The sequence below is a fragment of the Desulfosporosinus paludis genome (genome assembly GCF_045689965.1).
GTDB classification, from domain to species: domain Bacteria; phylum Bacillota; class Desulfitobacteriia; order Desulfitobacteriales; family Desulfitobacteriaceae; genus Desulfosporosinus; species Desulfosporosinus paludis.
Genome location: NZ_CP144211.1, coordinates 874,739 through 893,036 on the forward strand (window position 1 = coordinate 874,739; position 18,298 = coordinate 893,036).

Consider the following 18,298-nt stretch of genomic DNA (forward strand, 5'->3'; position numbering starts at 1 on the left):
GACGTTAGTTGCACTGATGCGCCGGCCATGGATAGCCAAGTGTCCCTGAAACCAAGGATGGCGAGAAGGGACCTGTAGAAAATATTCAACGAAGTTATTCTTTGCTAACAGGTACAAAAAAAGATTATTGCCAGACTGTATCTGACAATAATCTTTTTTAAAAACACGTTTATAGGGGACGGTCTATAATTACCTTTCCACAGAGGATATCCCAGCAAGCCCTTGTAGCTATAAGCAGCGAAAGACTCAGCACTTATCTTTGCTGTTACACATATGTTTTCTTCTGTATGCTTTGGGAGGCATATTCATTTGCTGTACAAAGACTCGATTAAAATAAGAGGGATCTGTAAAACCGCATTCACTGGAAATACGATAGGCTGGATAGTCGGTTGTTTCTAATAATTTACAGGCATACTCAATCTTTAATTTATTGACATACTCTATATATGTAACCCCTACTTCTTTTTTAAAGATACGGCTGAAATATTGGGGATTCAAAAATACATTAGATGAAACTAATTGCAAAGTTAGTTTTTGTTTAAAGTTTTCGTGAATATAGTTTAATGACTTTTCAATAAGATATATATAGTTGGTGTCTTGTTCTGTAATTTCTTCGTCGGTATCTACCTGATTCTCAGTTACAGTAGTTAACAGATCACGGAATACCTGTTTGAAAACGGATGGTTTGATGGGCTTTAACAAATATTCCTGGACACGAAGGCGAATTGCAGTTTGGGCATAAGAAAAATCCGAACAAGCCGATAGAATTATAACACATGCCTGGGGAAGGAATTTCTTTATCTCATGAAGGGCCTCTAAACCATCTATCTCTGGAATAAGTATATCCATAACTATGATGTTCGGTCGATATTGTTTTGCCATTTTTACAGCCTGAATTCCACTTTCACAAGTGACTACTTTATCTGTAGGAAGAAGCTCTTCGACCACAATCGATTTGAGAAATTCCAATTCGAGTAGTTCATCTTCTACAATTAAAACGACACTCATCGCTATCGCCTCGCATTGGGTTTGGTGGGAATCGAGATGGTAACAGTACTTCCACTATAGTCTGATTTGGCAATTTTCAACCCATAATGTTCTCCAAAATATCGTTTCAAGCGTCTATCCGTACTACGAAAACCTATTCCCAGCTTATTTTCTATTTGTTGTAAACTTTCTAAGACTTCTTTGGGAAAACCATTCCCATTATCTATGACAAAAATATTAATGTCATTTTTATATTGTTCTGCATTAATTTTAATCATGCCCCCGTCCCTTTTAGGGGTAATGCCATGGATAAGAGCATTCTCAACGATGGGTTGTATAATCATATTGGGGATCCTATGAGATTTAATATGATCCGGAATGTTAATTTCATATTCCAGACGATTTTTAAATCTTATCTTCTGAATATAAAGGTATTTCTCGATATTATCCATCTCGGCCCCGATAGTATGCAATTCATCGTCTTGCTTTAAGTTGTACCGCAATAAATCAGAAAGACAATAAATGAGTTCTTCCGTCGTATGGGATTTTTCGAAATAGGCGATACGTGCTATAGAGTTCAGAGTATTAAACAAGAAATGTGGGTTAATTACCAAGGACATATTTTTTGCTTCGAGGTCAATAATCTTTTTTTCCAGCATTTCTTTTTCAATAGATAATCTTGCGATGGCCTTATCAGTAGTATGAAGGCTTTGAGATAAGTCATAGCCAATATTCTGGGTAATATGATTACAAATTTGTTCATGAATTTCAATTTTGTTTTCTTCGATAGTTTTTATCGCTGCAATTGCTTTCGCAATGAATTCCGGTTCCAGTTTTTTATCCTTTGCTATGGCCATTATATCAATCAGATATTTCTGATATTCACTATCGGTTGAATAAACCTGCGCTCCAGCGACATAACCTATAGTTTGGTCATTAATAACAACTGGCAAAAGAATGTTCGCCAATCCATACCGACAGATAAATCGGTCTCTCTGTCCTGGTTTCAATCGAGCAATATAGTCTTTGCATATCCGCGTTTCATCTTCCTGACAGATAAATTTGCAAAAGTCTGGAGCCGGATTAAACTCAAGCAGAATATTGCCGCTGGTATCTATCAGCAGCAATGAAATATTGGACAGGGATATTAGTCCGCTATAGCGAGAATACAGATTGGAATCCATTAAATCTTTTAATGTTTTGTCATTCTTCTTCATGCTTTTCGCCAAAACTTCCTTTTTCTAAACTTGATTCATTTTGCTTAGCGGTTAACTGTCTGCCCAGGAGTTCGACTCATTCTAAAAAAGAAGGCATCCGAGAGCAAGTGGCCAAATTCTTTAGTAGCTGAGACTAAAAGAAAAAGAGGTCACAAAATAGGATGCATTTTTATTCTACAGCACCCTTATAAAAATGTAAATGGACTAATTCACGTTCAAAAAGATGAAGGCCAAAACCTCCCAAAGGAGACTTTGACCTTTACTTTATGCCATGTCCAATAGTATATTATGCTTCTTTCTTGGACGCGGGAAGCATCATTTCAACGTCACCATGTGGCCGAGGAATGACATGAACGGATATCAGCTCACCAACTCGCTGAGCTGCCGCAGCACCAGCATCGGTTGCTGCTTTTACAGCACCGACATCTCCTCTTACCATAACAGTTACCAGAGCACCGCCCACTTTTTCGTAGCCGATCAACTGAACGTTAGCGGCTTTGACCATGGCATCTGCCGCTTCAATTGCTCCTACCAGACCTCTGGTTTCGATTAATCCTAAAGCTTCTGATCTACTCATTGTTGTTTCCTCCCGAAAATTTTATTTTAGAATCGTTATTTTTGAGGTTGAGGTGAGCTGCATTGCATTCGCCTCTTCTGTGTCTATATGAAATTCAAGTGCCGAGGTGTTGTTTGCTCTGACGACAACATTCGAGTAAGTTCCTCCCCGAAGCCCGTCTACTTGAATGGTCACTTGTCCTCTATCGGTTACACCAAAATTTTTGGCATCTTCCAGGATCATATGAATGTGACGCTGCGCAATCAGTAGGCCTTTAGTAAGCAAGATACTTCCTCTGGGGCCAATGAGAGTGATTCCCGGAGTTCCTTGCAGATCTCCAGACAACCTCACCGGCGCAGTTATGCCAAGTTTGTAACAATCTGCCTGAAGTATTTCTACCTGGGATTCGCTTCGCGTTGGGCCAAGGATACGGACTTTTTCAATAGCACCTTTGGGCCCGGCTATGGTCAGGGTTTCCTTACAAGCATATTGCCCAGGCTGTGACAAATCCTTGGTTTTGGTTAATTGATATCCGACACCAAACAGGGTCTCCAAATCCCTTTGAGAGAGATGAATATGACGGTTAGATATTCCCACGGGTATGGAACTTAAGCCCTTTGTTAAATCCCCCCCTTCTTTGATTGCTTCCAGCAGAAGCGTTACTAAAGCGTCATATTTTCCCACTGTTAGTTGCCACCTCTTTTTTTTAGCAGCAAAATGACTTCATTCACGACGTTCATAATCTGGTCGTCACTGATGGCACCAGGACTACCACTCTGTGCCACACAGTCCGAATAGGAAGGAGTTGCGTTTTCAGTGAAGTCTTTGATTCCATAAGCTACACGTTTAATATTGATCAAGTGCATTGGAGTTACATTATCAGAAGTAGCACTGCCGCCCCAAGTACCGCAGCCTAAGGTAAAGGCCGGAGAAAGTCCGGTACTCGCCCCTACGCCGCCTTGGCTGGAGGATGTGTTAACCAAGATCCTGAATACAGGTTTTTCCGCAAACTTCATGACCATTTCCTGATTCTCCGTATGAATGGAAAGGCTGTGTCCGACACCGCCATTATTCAGGAGTTTGATGGACAGATCGCAAGCTTCCTGCCAATCTTTTACGGTATAAAAGGCCAGTACGGTTGTCAATTTTTCATAAGACAGAGGATATTCTTCACCCACGCCCTGTTGTTCACCCAACAGAACCTTTGTTCCCGGAGGAATAGCTATACCAGCACTATCAGCGATGACTGCCGCAGATCTCCCTACCATTTTAGCGTTCATGGCATGTCCACGGACAAATAATTTCTTAGCAACTTGGTTCGTTTCTGCAGGGGTCATAAAGTAACCACCCCGGCTTCTGAACTCTTCCATCACCTGATCGCGAATGCATTCATCTACAATCACCGATTGCTCAGATGCACATATAGTGCCATTGTCAAAGGTTTTGCTAGCGATAATATTTTTAACTGCTTTCGAAATATGAGCAGATCTTTCTATATAGGCCGGAACGTTGCCCGGCCCTACGCCCAAGGCCGGTTTCCCCGCGCTGTAGGCGGCCTTGACCATGGCCGAACCACCTGTTGCAATAATCATGGCAACTTCAGCGCATTTCATAAGTTCATCGGTTGCAGCCATGGAAGGTTTGGAAATACAGCCAATAATATTGGCAGGGGCGCCGGCAGCTACAGCAGCATCATTCATCAGGCGTGCTGCCTGCAGCGTGCATTTCAAGGCTGAAGGGTGCGGGGAAAACACAATCCCATTACGGGATTTAAGGGCAATAATGGATTTATATATGGCCGTGGATGTAGGATTGGTTGAGGGAACAATCCCCATGAGCAGCCCCACAGGTTCGGCAATTTCGATAATTTTATTGACCTTATCGTCCTTGATCACTCCGATGGTTTGCATAGGTTTGATGAATTCATAGAGCTCCGTGGAAGCAAAATGGTTTTTGAAGATTTTATCTTCTACTTTACCGAATCCGGTTTCTTCCACTGCCAGCTTTGCCAAAGAAGCGGCATTCTCCCCTGCTACTTTCACCATATTACGGATTATTTTGTCAATCTGCTCGCTATTAAATGTTGCAAGTTGACTTTGGGCCAGTTTGGCCTGACGGGCAAGATTTCTGGTCTCTTGCACGGATTGTAAATCATAATCAAAGTTTTCCAATTGACTATTCCTTCCTAACTGTCTTTTCTTCTTATTACAAGCGTTAAAGTTACTTTTCACTTCCCTGCTCGTAATATCCCTTCAGTTTCTGGAGAAGTAATTCTTTCTTTGCTTTGGAAATGCTTCTACCTGCGGCGCCAAGTTCTTTATAGTCTCTTGCCAGATTCCGGAGTTTTACGACGGAAAGCGTTTTCAAGAGATTCATAGATTTTTCAAGGCCAAATTCCTTTACGCAAGCATCTAACCCTTCTTTGCAAAGTTGGTTTAACAATAGTTGCTCAGGATTAGTGTTTTCCTCTATGCTTTTGGCTTGTTCTTCTGCTATGTCCTGGATTGCCCTTACCATGACCATACTTTCAATCTCTTGATCCGGCCTGGGAATCACATGACGAGAAGCCAAGGCCGATTGACTAATTTTTCCCAGCGCAGTTACTGCTGCTTCTACGGCGGCTTTAACAGCTCCCACATCACCGGTTATGGCAATTGTGACGAGACCGGCACCTACGAAGGTCCTCCCCATAAGTTCCACTTGTGCCGCTTTGAGCATGACATCTGCTCCCGCAATTGCCGGAACAAGTCCCCGTGTTTCAATCAATCCAAGAGCCTGCATCGCTTACCCTCCTATTGGTGTGCCATAAGATCAGCCCAGTTTGCGGGGTAAGTTACGTAAAAGAGTTTGACATACTCAGAGGAACTCCAGGTTACTTTGGAACCTTTAGGTACGAAGAGGACATCACCTTGGTGAGCGTGATAAGTCTCACCATTAATGGAGATAGAAAGACTTCCCTCCAAAACAATATCGATCTCCTCATAGGACAATTCCCACTCAAAGCTGGATTTTTCAATGGTCAAAAGGCCTGCGCTCATTTGAGAATCGTCTTTACCGACCAATTCGCGATAAGCTACGTTGGTACTGGGATCGCCGGTATCAAAGGTCTCAAGTTTGACCGTCCTGCCGCGCACAATTTTTAGTCCGCTTTTGGGCTCACAATCTGCACGGAAGGGTGTTTCGAGAGATAGGGCTGGGAGACTTGCCAAAAGTCCGTTGGCCAATACCGCTTTTACAACTTGATAGATCATATCCGGGTCAATCTCATGTCCGCGATTGTTTTCTTGCGGCAGACTACTGTCGTTAGGGCTCTGATGAGCTGCGTCAGATGACTCTGCTGTGAATTCCACGCCTAGTTCCTTGGCTAAATCCCTAGCTGACGGTGTAATAATGGTATGGCAGTCTACGCAGAAAAGTTTTTGCCCCTTTTCTGCAGCTGCTTTTACCTCATTGGCAGAAACAAGTTTTTTCAAGGTCGCACCTCCTTTCGATGGTATCGGGCATAGATGCATGTATTCAGAAGGTTAAAATAGTGCTGACCACAATCTGTCAGACGGTGAAGGGATGACCTCTGTATCCACTAACAAGCCCTTTTCGATAGCGATGGCTTTTCCTGCGTCGATACCGGCTTCCACAGCGGCAACATCTCCAGTGAAGGTGAAGAAAGCTTTGCCACCCAGCCCGCTGCCCAAACGCAGTTCCAGAGCTTGTACATCGGCAGCTTTGAGCGCCGCATCAGCAGCAATGATCATAGATGCCAGAGAGAAACACTCCATAATCCCTAAAGCCCCGATTCCATCGGGCATAGTTGTGGCCGTGATGGCCGGAAAAACGCCCTGATGGACATTGGCAAGAATAAAGCTGTCAACAAGATATTCTCCTGCCAGTTCTACCCCTGCACTAATAGAGCTTTCCACGGCGGCAACATCTCCCTTGATGATGGCGATATATTTACCCGGACAGACTGGTGTAGCACTGACCACTTCAACGTAGGCTGTTTTAAGCATCAAGTCTGTGGCATTAATCCCTCTAGCAATACTCGTAAGCTCGATCATACCTATTGCACTATACATACGAACCCACCTTTATAAGAATAGAATTATCCTTGATCTCGGTCACAGTACCATTGAAGCTGGAGTGAACGGCAGCTCCAAGACTGTTGTCCGGAATTTTAGCAATCATCTGTCCGGCTTTCACCTGTTCGCCAATAGCAACAACAGGTGTTGCCGGGGCTCCAATGTGCTGTCTTAGAGCGATACTGACGTATTCAGGTTTGAATTCGACTTGAGTCAGGGGTGCCGGTTTATCGAAAGCTGTTAAGCCGATTCTGGCGACCAGACGTTTGCTTGGAATAAGACGATAGTCTCTGGCGGACCTCACTTGGAAATCCATCAGAATTGGCTGATATTTAATACCTTGTTCGGCCAGCTTCTGCTTATAAAATTTATTGACAGATCTTGGATGGAGATTTGCCGGGCAGGAGAATAATTCACAGGCATTACATTCGCAACATAACTGGGCAATTTGTTGTTCCTTCACATCCTCCAGATTGTAGCTCAAGGCACGCATGATTTTATGGGGCTGCATGTTGTGTCCCAGGAGGTAACGAGGACACAGATCGGTACACATGCGGCATTGTTCACAGGCGGTTTTGCCGATGATTCTTGCTCGATCAAGGCTCACGGATTTTTTTCGGATCAGGAAATGGTCTTTTCGGAGCAACACATAGCCTTTGCTTTTTTTGGTGACATACCCGTCGACGTTGTTCATGACAGAACCCATCATGGGGCCGCCGTCTATTACGGCATAATCATCTGCGTTTTCCACCCCACATTGTCTGAGGACATCCCGAATAGACACTCCCACAGGTACTTTGACAGTCAGGCGCTGAGGAACATCTCCAGCGACGGTGATATATGTTTCCGTGACAGGATTCCCGGCCATGGCCTTACTTATATTCAAGGCCGTTTCCGCATTAATAACCACACAGCCTACTTTCAAAGGGATGGATACTTCCGGAACAATTCTTTGGGTCAATTCATGAACCAGAACCTGTTCATCACCGGCCGGATAGATATCCCGAAGTTCCATCACTTCCATGTAATTCGAAAGCCCTAAAGCTCCGATTCTTTGGCGCAGGAGAATGATGACTTCTTTATGTTTGCCTTTAATTCCGATAATAGCTTTACGGGCTTCAATATATCTTCCCGCCGCTTCCAGTCCTTTGATGATTTCATCAGGGAAGCGCTCCATCAATTGCTGGTCCACTCTGAGCAGGGGTTCGCATTCCGCTCCATTAAGCAGGATATACTCGGCTTTAGAGGTTAGTTTGGCGTGAGTCGGAAACCCAGCGCCTCCTGCTCCGATAATCCCCGCATCCTTGACTATGTTCAGTAAATCCAACGTTTCCCACCTCCGGTTTCTCTATAACTCACAGTCTTCATCGATGATTCCTACAATGACGGCATCAATCGGTACATCCTCTCGACCTAACATTTTACGGGCAGAACTGCCAAGACAGATCAGCACTCGTTCGCCAATACCGGCACTGATAGTGTCCGCAGCGATCACGAGCCGACCGGCATCAAGGCCGCCAAGGACTTCCACCAACATGAATTTCAGGCCCACAAGGGAATCCGCTTTTCTGGTTGACCATATACTGTTAATTACTTTTGCTGCTATCACCTGATCTCACCTGTTTTCGCTTCTTTCAATTTATACTGTATCTCCTGAACAGCGGCTTCCACCGATGCTGTGTCTCCGAAGATGGCGATCATAATCAGATTCTGCGGACAATGACCTTTAATGTCTTCTACTACCACTCCCGCCGCTTTTTCAGCGATATCAGCAGCAAAAACCATATCAATCAGCCGCCCCTGGACTAAACCTACCGCATCGTAGTTTCTAATGGGAATAGTCGAAGCGGAGCCTTTCCGCCGAAAGAGGATATCTACTGTCCCACTGGAAGGGGATTTAATAATTCGATATTCCATGTGTAAAACGTCACTCCCAGTTAAAGGATTTCCTGTGTGCAGTTGAGGGCAATACCTAAAGGTGTTACAAACATAGGATTTTGCGGTTTATAGGTGGGTAGGCTGGTTTGACGAGCAATAATATCTTCGATTCCTTCCAAGCAGCAGGTTCCACCGACTAAATAAATTTCTTTCACGTGATATTCCTTAATGTGGCAGCTGATAATAGATGAAACCTTTTCAATGACTGGCCGTAAGACAGGAATCAATTCTCTATGGTTTTTTGAATCTCGCTTATATTGTTCCGCCTCGTCAAAACTCATCTTATAAGCCCCGGCAATGACGAGGGAAAAATGTGTACCCCCCGTAGGTTCATCGGCAACATAAATCACGCTGCCGTCTTTTAGAATGGCAGTCCCAGTGGTGCCGCCACCAATATCGACAATCGCCCCATTTTTAATCTTAAGTACGGCATTGGCCGCCGTAGGTTCATCTAAGACGTTTGTAATTTCGAAACCAGCGCCCTGCACCACATGTTTAATTGCACCTGAGTCAAGCTCAACGGTTCCCGGAGGAAGCGCTGCTGCTGCATAGATCAGTTCCGCACCTAGTTTCTCTTCGAGTTCTTGTTTTAGTTCTTTGACGATGCGAATCGCACCGATGTAATCCACCACCATGCCATCTTTGACAACACTGGCAAATCGATAGGCTCCGGCAACGGGCTGATAGTTCTCATCAAGAACTGCCAGTACAATATAAGCTGTACCCAAGTCAACGCCGGTGTAATAAACAGAGGATTTATTCAAGATCGGTGTTTTGATGACGTTCTCGAAATCCCGCACAAGCTGATCGCAGTATAGAAATGCTGAGTTTACAGTCTCCATTTTTGCCCTCCTAGACATTTCCTCATCATCATGCCAAGAATGTTAATCATCAGATTGACCGTATCAATCAAGTCTTGTCGTAAGCAGGCTTGCTTCTCTTCGTTCCAATAGGCTTCTAAAAGGACGGGTTCGACCTCTCGGAGGGAGGCGCGTAAGTAATTTAGCAGAGCAACCTCTTTTCCCTTTTCCAGTCTCCAGGGAGACTCACCAATGTCGATGTTTTCTCCTAGATTGTGGAATCGCTTGTTGATTTCATCTTCCGACCATCCCCAAAATTGAATCTTGTCCGGAGCTCTCTGTTCCAGTTCAGCGTTTCGTACGTTCCGAAAACATCTGCCCAAATCCAGGACTTCTCCTGACAGGTCACAATCTCCAGGGGGTAACAGTTCTGCGATTAGGAGAAATAAAGATTCTATACATTCCATTCTTCTGCGCAATCTCAAGGTACACCAGTTTTCCTGTACTTGTAACTGATTCAACTCATTGCCGTTTGATTTCTTGCCGTCACTGCCCTGTGCTTGTACCAGCGTGACTCGTCTATCCACAAGAAATTGGCGGGCTCCCGGTGTGATTTTTGTAGTTGGTTCCAGAACAAATGTAGTAAAGGGTTCCATCTTATATAAATCCCGCAATTCCATTTCCGTGACGAATTTCATGGCCTCACCTCCCCTTCCCTAAATCTCCTCTTCGCCATACTTTTCCGGTATTTTTCTTAATACTGAGGAGATGTAACACCAAGAATACATCTATCTAAAAAACTTCATTTATGAAGATGTTTCTTGTTTCCCAAGCAAATATTGTTTTAAGGCATCCACACCCATATTATCTTTTAAAGAAATCCGGAAGTAAGGTTCTTTAACCCCAATTTTTCTCATCTGTTGAATACATAAATTGGCGTCTTGAGGAGCTAAATCAACCTTAGTAATGACTCCAATCACAGGACAGGTAAAGGATTTAGCAAAACCTGGCGGATATACATCAAGAATTCTGGTTTGATCGACAAGCATGAGAACATGAGAAGCTCCCTGTTGTGTTGCAATCAGATATTTGTACATAGAAGGGTTTTCTATATATGAACCCGGCGTGTCAATGGCATTCTTTCCATAAATAACATCCTGGGTCTTTTTCAAAGGTCTGTTGGAATCATTTAAAACATTGGTCAAGGTGGATTTACCGGATTGGGTTGGTCCGACGACCATAATTCGTTTCTTCATGTGCGCGTAATCTGGGCAGGCGTGAAGCCTAATAGCTTTTCCAAGGTGGCATTGATGGCAATCATAGCTGCTTCGACGCTTGCCACATCACCGGATATGACCAGGGACCCTGTAAATCGATCAAGAAAACCGATCTCTACGCCAGATGTCTTGGTGGCAATATCGGCTGCAATAATTGCCGTTTCACTGGGAGTAAGGGTGGAAATTCCAATAGCTCCTGTTTCTTCAATGCCCAGACGTTCATATAAGTCTTGAACAGGCGAAGCAATGATGTGAGCCAGAGTGACTTGCTTGCCCGGCACATATTCCTGGATAATACGTTTTCTGTCAAATTCATCGGCTGCACTCATAAAATCTCCCCGTCCTTCACATCACCTTTAATGTCTGATGACTTCGACCTGTAAGTCATAACCTTTTATGAACTGTTCAATTCTGCTCAACTCTTCTTCTTTGAAGCTCAAATCTTCCGTGATAGCGTACTTCAAATCCAATTGTTTGTATTTGTTAATGCCTAATTTATGGTAGGGAAGCAAATCAATGCCCTGAAAATTTTTGTAGCTTGTGAAGGATTGTAGAAATTCCAGGGATCTGTTCAGGGTGTCTTCACTATCATTTAATCCCCTAATAAGAGGCATCCTGACTTTGACTGTAAACCCACGGCGTATGAGTTGGGTTAGATTATCCAGAATCCGTTCATTGCGCACCCCGGTAAGCTCGTAATGACGCTCGGAGTCAATGTGCTTAAGATCATACAGAAATAAATCAGTAAACTGGGCTATCATGAGCAAAGAATCTAGCTTTGTATATCCACTGGTTTCAAGAGCCGTGTGGATTCCTAAACGCTTACATTCCATCAGCAAGTTGGCGGCAAATTCCGGCTGTGCCGTAACTTCCCCTCCCCCCAGAGTGACTCCCCCAGCAGAACTCAGGTAGAAGAGTGCGTCTTGTTCGATGATTTCCAGGACGTCAGAAATAGTTTTGTCCAAACCGACAACGGACAGGGCTTGCTTAGGGCATACGGTCTCGCATTTTCGGCAGCCTACACAGTCAATGCTGCGATTAACGTTATGTCTGGACCCTTGGATTTCAGTTTGTCGTCGCCCGTTTTCACCCTCCCCGAAATAATGCAGGTGGACAGGACAAACCGGAATACACTTGCCACAATCAGCGCACAAATCCTCTTTGAACATAACCTGATACTTTCTTTCCAGTCCCTCGGGATTCGAACACCACTTGCATCTCAGGGGACACCCTTTGAAGAAAATTAAGGTTCGGATACCCGGTCCATCATAGATGGAATATTTCTGGACATTAAAGATTCTCGCTTTTCTTTCTATGATGGTGCCGGTTTCTGTACTCATAACGTCCCCATTCTTTAAAAATGCCTTCCTATTTAAAAGTGCTCCAAGACTGTTCTGCTGATAATTTCATCCTGTACTTCCTTGCACAGTTCTACGAAGTAAGCGCTATACCCGGCAACACGAATGATCAAATCTCGATAGTTGTCAGGTTCGATTTGGGCTTTCTTCAATATTTCATTGTCAACATAACTAAACTGCATCTGACCATTGCCGAGAATGGATGCGGTTCTAAGCAAAGTAATCAGGCCATTTTCGCCCTCCGGAGTTTCCAGAATGCCACGCAGCAGTTTGAAATTGTGCACCATTCCAATATTCATAGACTCGTTACTTAGCTTGCTGACCGACTTAATGATTGCTGTGGGGCCCAATTTATCAGCACCTTGTGTCGGGCTGATTCCGTCGGACAACGGAGTCCAGGCCAGCCGTCCATTAGCTGTCGCTCCGGTAATTTCCCCGATCGGCGTATTGTTGGAAATGGAAAGAGTCCCATGAGTGAAGTGGGAGTAGAGCATTTTAAAGGTATGATGAACCCTTTCCGTCCAGTTGATGATATCTGAAGCAATCTCATCAGCATAGTCGTCGTCGTTGCCGTATTTCGGTGCATTGAGGCAATCTGTCCGAATCGTTTCATAACCTTTAAAATTCGCACCCACTGCGTCCCGGATTTGTTTCAGGGAATATTTCTTGTCATCAAAGACCAACTTCTTAATAGCTGCCATAGAGTCAGCATAAGTTCCCAAGCCGGAGAAGATAAGTCCGGGACCGTAATTGACAAGAGCGCCGCCGTTTGTAACATCCGTACCCTTTTCCATACACCCTTCTACCAACAGGGACATGAGAGGCTTGGGAACAAGGTCGCGATGTACCCGCTGGCTGACGAGGGTTCCGATAGCAGACAGGCGAATAATATGTTCAATTTGCCGTTTGCAGGCAGCGTCAAATTCTTCATAAGTCTTGATATTGTCTAGGTCACCTGTGTCAATACCTTCCATGGTGCCGTGCCATTTCATCCAGCCACGATTCAGCACAAATTCTATGGCGATGGGCCATTGGGTATAGCCGGTGGATGTCCATTGATAGATTCTGCCGGATTTTTGCGGTTCCACGCAGCCCATGAGGCAATAATCCCGTGCGTCTTCAATGGAGAATCCCTTAGCGAGCATCATTTTAATATGAGTATCATCGAAGTGACAGGCGGGAAAACCAAGCCCTGCTTTAACAACATCGACAATTTTCTTTAGATATTGTTGTGGAGATTTGTTGTTAATCCGACAAGCAAGGGATGGCTGATACATTTTAGTAAAACGAACGGCATCCATGATCAGATAAGTCAGGTCATTCGTGGCATCGCCGCCGGTTCTCTTCTGCCCGCCAATGGTTAAATTGATAAACGGTTGATAACCGGCAAAATATTTCGCTCCCAGTTCACTAGACAGCCACATAACTTCGGAACATTTGATAATAAAGCAGCTCAACAGTTCAAAAGCTTCAAGTTTGTTCATCCTGCCGGCTTCCATGTCAGCCTTGAACATAGGATAAATGTACTGGTCCAAACGTCCGAGAGAAATACCGGTCTGGTTTTCTTCCACCACAAACAGAGACTCAAGGGTCCAGATGGACTGGAGTGCTTCATGGAACGTGCGGGGAGGATTGGCCGGTACATGAGTCAAATTATCGGAAATCCTGTAAAGTTCTTTCTGCCGGGCAGCGTCATGCTCTCGATCCGCCAACTCTCGTGCATATTCAGAAAGCCGTTTGGCATAAGCCAAAATACCGTCACAAGTCTCGATCTCCGCTTTATAGAAGTAAATCTTATCGATATCAACTGGGTTCTCCATAGACAATTTGCTTAATCTGTCAACGGCTTCCTGCCTTGCACCATTAATACCTTTTTTAATTAAGATGACATCATAACCGGGACAGGTGTCACCACCACCATTGACTTGATGGTAAGAAAGATCACTGACAAAGGATTCGCCTGAAAAGGACCAGACGCCGGCCTCTTCATATTGTTTCTGACAAACCTCATCCACACTTTTGCCTTCCCAGTAAGGGAAAATCTCTTCCCGCAAAATCCGCTTGTCTTCTTCACTGATTTCAAAAGGGTCCTGCTGCCTGGTTGACATGGTGTCCAGTTCGTCCCGAATCCATCTCCAGGCAATATCCGGAGATACAGCACCCGCTCTTGGTTTCCCACAGGGATGTCCTACAATTAATTCGTCATTTTGAATCACTATGGGAGCTGTCTCACAGGCTTTCCTAAAGCATTTAGCCCGGAGAAGAATTTTAGGCAGCCCGGCATTTTCTTTGGCAACTTGGGTAAATGCTCTGGCACGATAGATGCTAACACTTGGTTTAACCTTTAAATAAGCCGCTTTCAGTCGTTCCAAACGCGGTGTCAGTCCTGTAATCTCCCCTTCATACACCGGGGATTTTGTCACACTGTTTGTTACAGAACTGTTTGCGGACAGTCCCTGGGAAATCCCCTGAAATAGCCTCATGACGGCAGCAGTTTCTTCAGGGGACAGGTGTTTTGTTGCAGCCATCAATTTTGTTGAAAATTCTTTGACATCCAACGCTTTTTCCTCTCTCTCACTTAATAGGCAGGATTAAGTCTTATCGACCTGCACTACTTGAGTTGCTCAAGCAATCTTTCGAGTAACTCTATCAAATCATGAGTACCATTAACGGAATTCTGCACAGCAGAGCTAATGTCTCCGCCAATTTCAGCAGCTTCCCGTTTCAGAACTCCATCGGTTATATCTTCCAGTTTTCGCACACCATGGCCGACTTTTCGAATATTAATCAAGTTCAGGGGGCTAACATTGTCCGAAGTAAACCCTCCGCCTGCTGCTCCGCAGCCTAAAGTTAATGCCGGGAAGAGATTCGTCGTTGCACCTATACCCCCTAATGTCGCAGGAGTATTAACTAATACTCTTGATACCGGTTTTTTTAGGGCAAATTCCCGGATTACATTCTCATTGTTCGAGTGAATGACCAAGGTATGACCCATTCCTTCATTAATAAGCAACTCCAGGCATTTTTCACAGGCATTCAGCCAGTCCTTTTCAACGTAAAACGCTAAGACCGGACACAATTTTTCTCTGGAATAAGAATTAGTGGAGGAGACATAAGTTTGTTCTGAAATCAATACTTTGGTCTCTTGCGGGACACATAGGCCACTTCGCCGGGCCAATTCCAGAGCTGTTCTTCCGACAATTTCCGGATTTATGCTGCCATCAGGACAGAAAAATAATCTGCCGAGCTGTTCCGATTCCTGCTCTGACATGAAATAGGCACCGTTGTCTCTGAGTTCTCGCCTTATTTCATCGGCAATACATTCCTCAGCAACAATGGCCTGTTCTGAGGCCGAAACAATTCCGTTGTCGAAGGTTCTGCTGGCAATAATATCTGCAGCGGCCTGTTTTAGGTCAGCCGAACGTTCAATAAAAACAGGACCATTGCCCGGCCCGCCATAAATCGTAGGTTTACCCGATGAATACGCCGCTCTGACCAGCTTGGGAACACCGGTAATTAGAATGAGCGATGTGTCTTTATGGTTCATCAGCGCAGTCGTTCCGTCTATGGTCAGCGTTCGTAAATATCCAATGGCACCGCTTGGCATTCCGCTTTCTTCTGCCGCCCGTATTAGTATTTCCAGTGCCTTGGTAATTGTTCTTTTGGCCTTAGGGTGAGGAGAAAAAACAATAGCATTACCTGATTTTATGGCAATCAGTGCTTTGTAGATTGTTGTTGATGCCGGGTTAGTTGAAGGCGGCAGCGCAGCGATCACTCCAACAGGTACGCCAATATCCATGGTTTTCTTTTCTGTATCCTCACTGACAATACCGACAACTTTCATGTCCTTAATGTTCTTATAGAGAAAATCGCTCGCAAAAACATTCTTTATAAACTTATCCTGCCATTTTCCAAACCCTGTTTCTTCACAGGACATTACGGCAAGTTCTCTGGCATGTTTACACACTGCTCCAGCCATATGCCCGACAATCTTATCAAGTTTTTCCTGAGAAAACGCCGCCAGCACCTTTTGCGCCTCGCGAGCGTTTTCCACAAGAATTCGAGCTTCCTGGACAGAGAGCAAGTCATTGTCAATTCTATTCATGCCTTAGTCGCTCCCTCTTTTCCGCTCCTGAGTCAAAGCCTGAATCAATTAATTACCAGTCAAGCACATATTTGGCGATAATCTTTTCTATGTCTGCATGCGGCCTAGCGATAACATTGGAACAATAAACCTTACCAACCTTGCTCGCTTCTTTGAGGCCTGCATCAACAGCTGCTTTCACTGCTCCCACATCACCGCGAATCACAACAGAGATCAAACCTGAAGCCACATTTTCATAACCAACCAATTCCACATCCGCAGCCTTGCACATGGCATCTGCGGCTTCTAGCACAGAAACCAGGCCATACGTTTCAATGAATCCTAAGGCACCATTTTTGTCCACACGGACTCCCCTTTCCAAAACAACCAATGTTCATTCCGCATCAATGTCATGGACCGAGACAATCTTACCTACCCGACTTATGGGACGCGGCATGACATGGGAGGCTGTCACTTCACCAATGGCAGCTGCCGCTGCTCTGCCTCTTTCTACAGCCGACCTCACTGCTGCCACATCCCCTTTGACCATGACGGTGACAAGTCCGGAACCTACATTTTCATAGGAAACAAGAACAACGTCGGCCGTCTTACACATGACATCCGCCGCCTGAATTGCCGGAACCATGCCTCTTGTTTCTACAAGACCCAAGGCCTCTTCTCCATAGTATTTCATCGTAACGACCCCTCTTTTTCAGACTTAAACCTTCAAGAATTGTCGCTTTAGCGCTTTTTAATGAACCGTTAATTTGTTATTTTTTATAATATCGCATGGAGGATATTTTTTTATGGAGAATAAATATCGATAATTGCATTATTATATCTAGAAGAATTTACCTATTGCACTTATAAGACTTTTTTGCAGAATTTAGACCTTAGTTTAAAATTCAAGTACGTTAAGGAGACATTATCTGTAAGACAATGATAGAGAATCTGAAATCAAACTATTCTAATGCATTGATTTAGTAGGTTTTTTTTGCTAAAGTAAATTAACAATAATCCAAAAATCCAAGTTGAGTAACTTGGTGGAGCTATATATGAGAATGGAAGAATTAGTTCAAGAAACGCTGCAACATGTTTTTGGCGATGAAAGCATTGTCTTTGACAAATCACGTTTTGCCGGCGGGCTTACCAATTACAACTACATAATGACGATAAAAGGCATGGAATATGTTATACGGCGACCCGGCGGTATGACGGAACAGATTATTGATCGAAACATTGAAAGGGTCAATAACCATATTGCCTCCGAGTTCGGCGTGAACTCGGATTGCGTTTACTTTGATGAACAAAGCGGAATCAAAATAAGCGTCTACATAAAAAATAGCAAAAATATGGCGATCGCTGATCCAAGTTCCCCTCAAAACCTAGAATCCGTATCTTGTACCTTGAAGAGAATTCATTCATTCCCGATTAATTTTCCTAACCGCTTCGATTGGCTAGCGGAACTCTCCAAATACGAGCTGATTATCCAACAGCTACACGGCAGCTTTTTCTTCGATTACACGACTCTCAAAGATCAATTAGTCACTTTTGTCCAAGAAACGAATAAAAATACAATGTTGGTCCCCTCCCACAATGACACAGTCCCTGAAAACTTCATTATCGACGATACCGGCAGAACATATCTCGTAGACTGGGAATATTCCGGAATGAACGATCCCTGTTGGGATGTGGCAGCCTATATTCTTGAATCAAAACTATCCTCAGAGGCCATCCACCATTTAGTTCAGAACTACTTCGGCCACACATTGACACCTATGGAAGAATTAAAAATAAAAAACTTCATGATGGCGCAAGATTTACTCTGGACAGCCTGGGCTTTAATCAGGCATTACAATGGCGACGACTTTCTTGAATACTGCTGTCTTAGATATGAGCGTCTCCGAAAAAATATCAAACTAATGACAAAATCACCCCAGTGTTCCCTTGCCAGCATGGTGATGATCTGAACCATACAAGGAGCTGTGCCCAAAACAAACACAAC

General features: G+C 44.2%; 21 protein-coding genes. 1 reads left to right on the forward strand and 20 read right to left on the reverse strand.

Annotated elements, in window-relative coordinates; translation table 11 throughout:
- Nucleotides 1–246 precede the first annotated feature (246 nt).
- The 20 genes from VZF35_RS04550 to VZF35_RS04645 all read right to left on the reverse strand — a co-directional run bounded on the left by VZF35_RS04550 (nt 247) and on the right by VZF35_RS04645 (nt 16,987).
- On the reverse strand, nt 247–1,008 hold the full coding sequence (locus VZF35_RS04550; protein ID WP_407311396.1) for a response regulator: 762 nt from the start codon (nt 1,006–1,008) through the stop codon (nt 247–249).
- Nucleotides 1,009–1,010: 2 nt separating this feature from the next.
- Nucleotides 1,011–2,204: a histidine kinase gene (locus tag VZF35_RS04555; protein WP_407311397.1), complete on the reverse strand. Its 1,194-nt coding sequence runs from the start codon at nt 2,202–2,204 to the stop codon at nt 1,011–1,013.
- 286 nt (nt 2,205–2,490) lie between these two features.
- Entirely contained in the window at nt 2,491–2,781 is a 291-nt protein-coding gene (eutM, locus tag VZF35_RS04560) for an ethanolamine utilization microcompartment protein EutM (RefSeq protein ID WP_407311398.1), read from the reverse strand.
- Between the two features lie 21 nt (nt 2,782–2,802).
- Complete coding sequence (locus VZF35_RS04565) at nt 2,803–3,444, reverse strand: phosphate propanoyltransferase (protein WP_407311399.1); 642 nt, start codon at nt 3,442–3,444, stop codon at nt 2,803–2,805.
- Between the two features lie 2 nt (nt 3,445–3,446).
- Nucleotides 3,447–4,931, reverse strand: a complete 1,485-nt coding sequence (locus VZF35_RS04570) for an acetaldehyde dehydrogenase (acetylating) (RefSeq protein WP_407311400.1) — start codon at nt 4,929–4,931, stop codon at nt 3,447–3,449.
- A 49-nt stretch (nt 4,932–4,980) separates the two neighbouring features.
- Nucleotides 4,981–5,541, reverse strand: a complete 561-nt coding sequence (locus tag VZF35_RS04575) for a BMC domain-containing protein (RefSeq protein ID WP_407311401.1) — start codon at nt 5,539–5,541, stop codon at nt 4,981–4,983.
- Between the two features lie 11 nt (nt 5,542–5,552).
- Complete coding sequence (locus tag VZF35_RS04580) at nt 5,553–6,233, reverse strand: cupin domain-containing protein (protein WP_407311402.1); 681 nt, start codon at nt 6,231–6,233, stop codon at nt 5,553–5,555.
- A 51-nt stretch (nt 6,234–6,284) separates the two neighbouring features.
- Entirely contained in the window at nt 6,285–6,833 is a 549-nt protein-coding gene (locus tag VZF35_RS04585) for a BMC domain-containing protein (RefSeq protein ID WP_407311403.1), read from the reverse strand.
- The gene (locus VZF35_RS04590) at nt 6,826–8,163 is read right to left on the reverse strand and encodes a 4Fe-4S dicluster domain-containing protein (RefSeq protein ID WP_407311404.1); all 1,338 of its coding nucleotides are present in this window, start codon (nt 8,161–8,163) and stop codon (nt 6,826–6,828) included. Before VZF35_RS04590 ends, VZF35_RS04585 begins: the two co-directional genes overlap by 8 nt.
- Before the next feature lie 21 nt (nt 8,164–8,184).
- On the reverse strand, nt 8,185–8,445 hold the full coding sequence (locus tag VZF35_RS04595) for a EutN/CcmL family microcompartment protein (protein WP_407311405.1): 261 nt from the start codon (nt 8,443–8,445) through the stop codon (nt 8,185–8,187).
- Nucleotides 8,442–8,753, reverse strand: a complete 312-nt coding sequence (locus VZF35_RS04600) for a BMC domain-containing protein (RefSeq protein WP_407311407.1) — start codon at nt 8,751–8,753, stop codon at nt 8,442–8,444. Before VZF35_RS04600 ends, VZF35_RS04595 begins: the two co-directional genes overlap by 4 nt.
- 20 nt (nt 8,754–8,773) lie before the next feature.
- Nucleotides 8,774–9,616 carry an ethanolamine utilization protein EutJ gene (gene eutJ / locus VZF35_RS04605; protein WP_407311409.1) on the reverse strand — a complete coding sequence of 281 codons (843 nt, stop codon included), beginning with the start codon at nt 9,614–9,616 and terminating at the stop codon, nt 8,774–8,776.
- On the reverse strand, nt 9,604–10,272 hold the full coding sequence (locus VZF35_RS04610; RefSeq protein ID WP_407311411.1) for a cobalamin adenosyltransferase: 669 nt from the start codon (nt 10,270–10,272) through the stop codon (nt 9,604–9,606). The genes eutJ and VZF35_RS04610 overlap by 13 nt, the downstream gene beginning before the upstream one ends.
- A 108-nt stretch (nt 10,273–10,380) precedes the next feature.
- Nucleotides 10,381–10,830 carry a EutP/PduV family microcompartment system protein gene (locus tag VZF35_RS04615; RefSeq protein WP_407311413.1) on the reverse strand — a complete coding sequence of 150 codons (450 nt, stop codon included), beginning with the start codon at nt 10,828–10,830 and terminating at the stop codon, nt 10,381–10,383.
- Nucleotides 10,827–11,180, reverse strand: a complete 354-nt coding sequence (eutS, locus tag VZF35_RS04620; RefSeq protein WP_407311415.1) for an ethanolamine utilization microcompartment protein EutS — start codon at nt 11,178–11,180, stop codon at nt 10,827–10,829. Before eutS ends, VZF35_RS04615 begins: the two co-directional genes overlap by 4 nt.
- Before the next feature lie 27 nt (nt 11,181–11,207).
- A complete protein-coding gene (cutD, locus tag VZF35_RS04625) occupies nt 11,208–12,191 on the reverse strand; it encodes a choline TMA-lyase-activating enzyme (protein WP_407311417.1) in 984 nt (327 codons plus the stop codon).
- A gap of 32 nt (nt 12,192–12,223) precedes the next feature.
- The gene (cutC, locus tag VZF35_RS04630; protein ID WP_407311419.1) at nt 12,224–14,767 is read right to left on the reverse strand and encodes a choline trimethylamine-lyase; all 2,544 of its coding nucleotides are present in this window, start codon (nt 14,765–14,767) and stop codon (nt 12,224–12,226) included.
- 53 nt (nt 14,768–14,820) lie between these two features.
- The gene (locus VZF35_RS04635) at nt 14,821–16,314 is read right to left on the reverse strand and encodes an acetaldehyde dehydrogenase (acetylating) (RefSeq protein ID WP_407311421.1); all 1,494 of its coding nucleotides are present in this window, start codon (nt 16,312–16,314) and stop codon (nt 14,821–14,823) included.
- A 52-nt stretch (nt 16,315–16,366) separates the two neighbouring features.
- Nucleotides 16,367–16,657: a BMC domain-containing protein gene (locus VZF35_RS04640; RefSeq protein ID WP_407311423.1), complete on the reverse strand. Its 291-nt coding sequence runs from the start codon at nt 16,655–16,657 to the stop codon at nt 16,367–16,369.
- Nucleotides 16,658–16,687: 30 nt separating this feature from the next.
- On the reverse strand, nt 16,688–16,987 hold the full coding sequence (locus VZF35_RS04645; RefSeq protein ID WP_407311425.1) for a BMC domain-containing protein: 300 nt from the start codon (nt 16,985–16,987) through the stop codon (nt 16,688–16,690).
- Between the two features lie 361 nt (nt 16,988–17,348).
- Between VZF35_RS04645 and VZF35_RS04650 the strand changes: the two genes are divergently transcribed.
- Nucleotides 17,349–18,263, forward strand: a complete 915-nt coding sequence (locus VZF35_RS04650) for a phosphotransferase (RefSeq protein WP_407311427.1) — start codon at nt 17,349–17,351, stop codon at nt 18,261–18,263.
- Nucleotides 18,264–18,298: the final 35 nt, after the last annotated feature.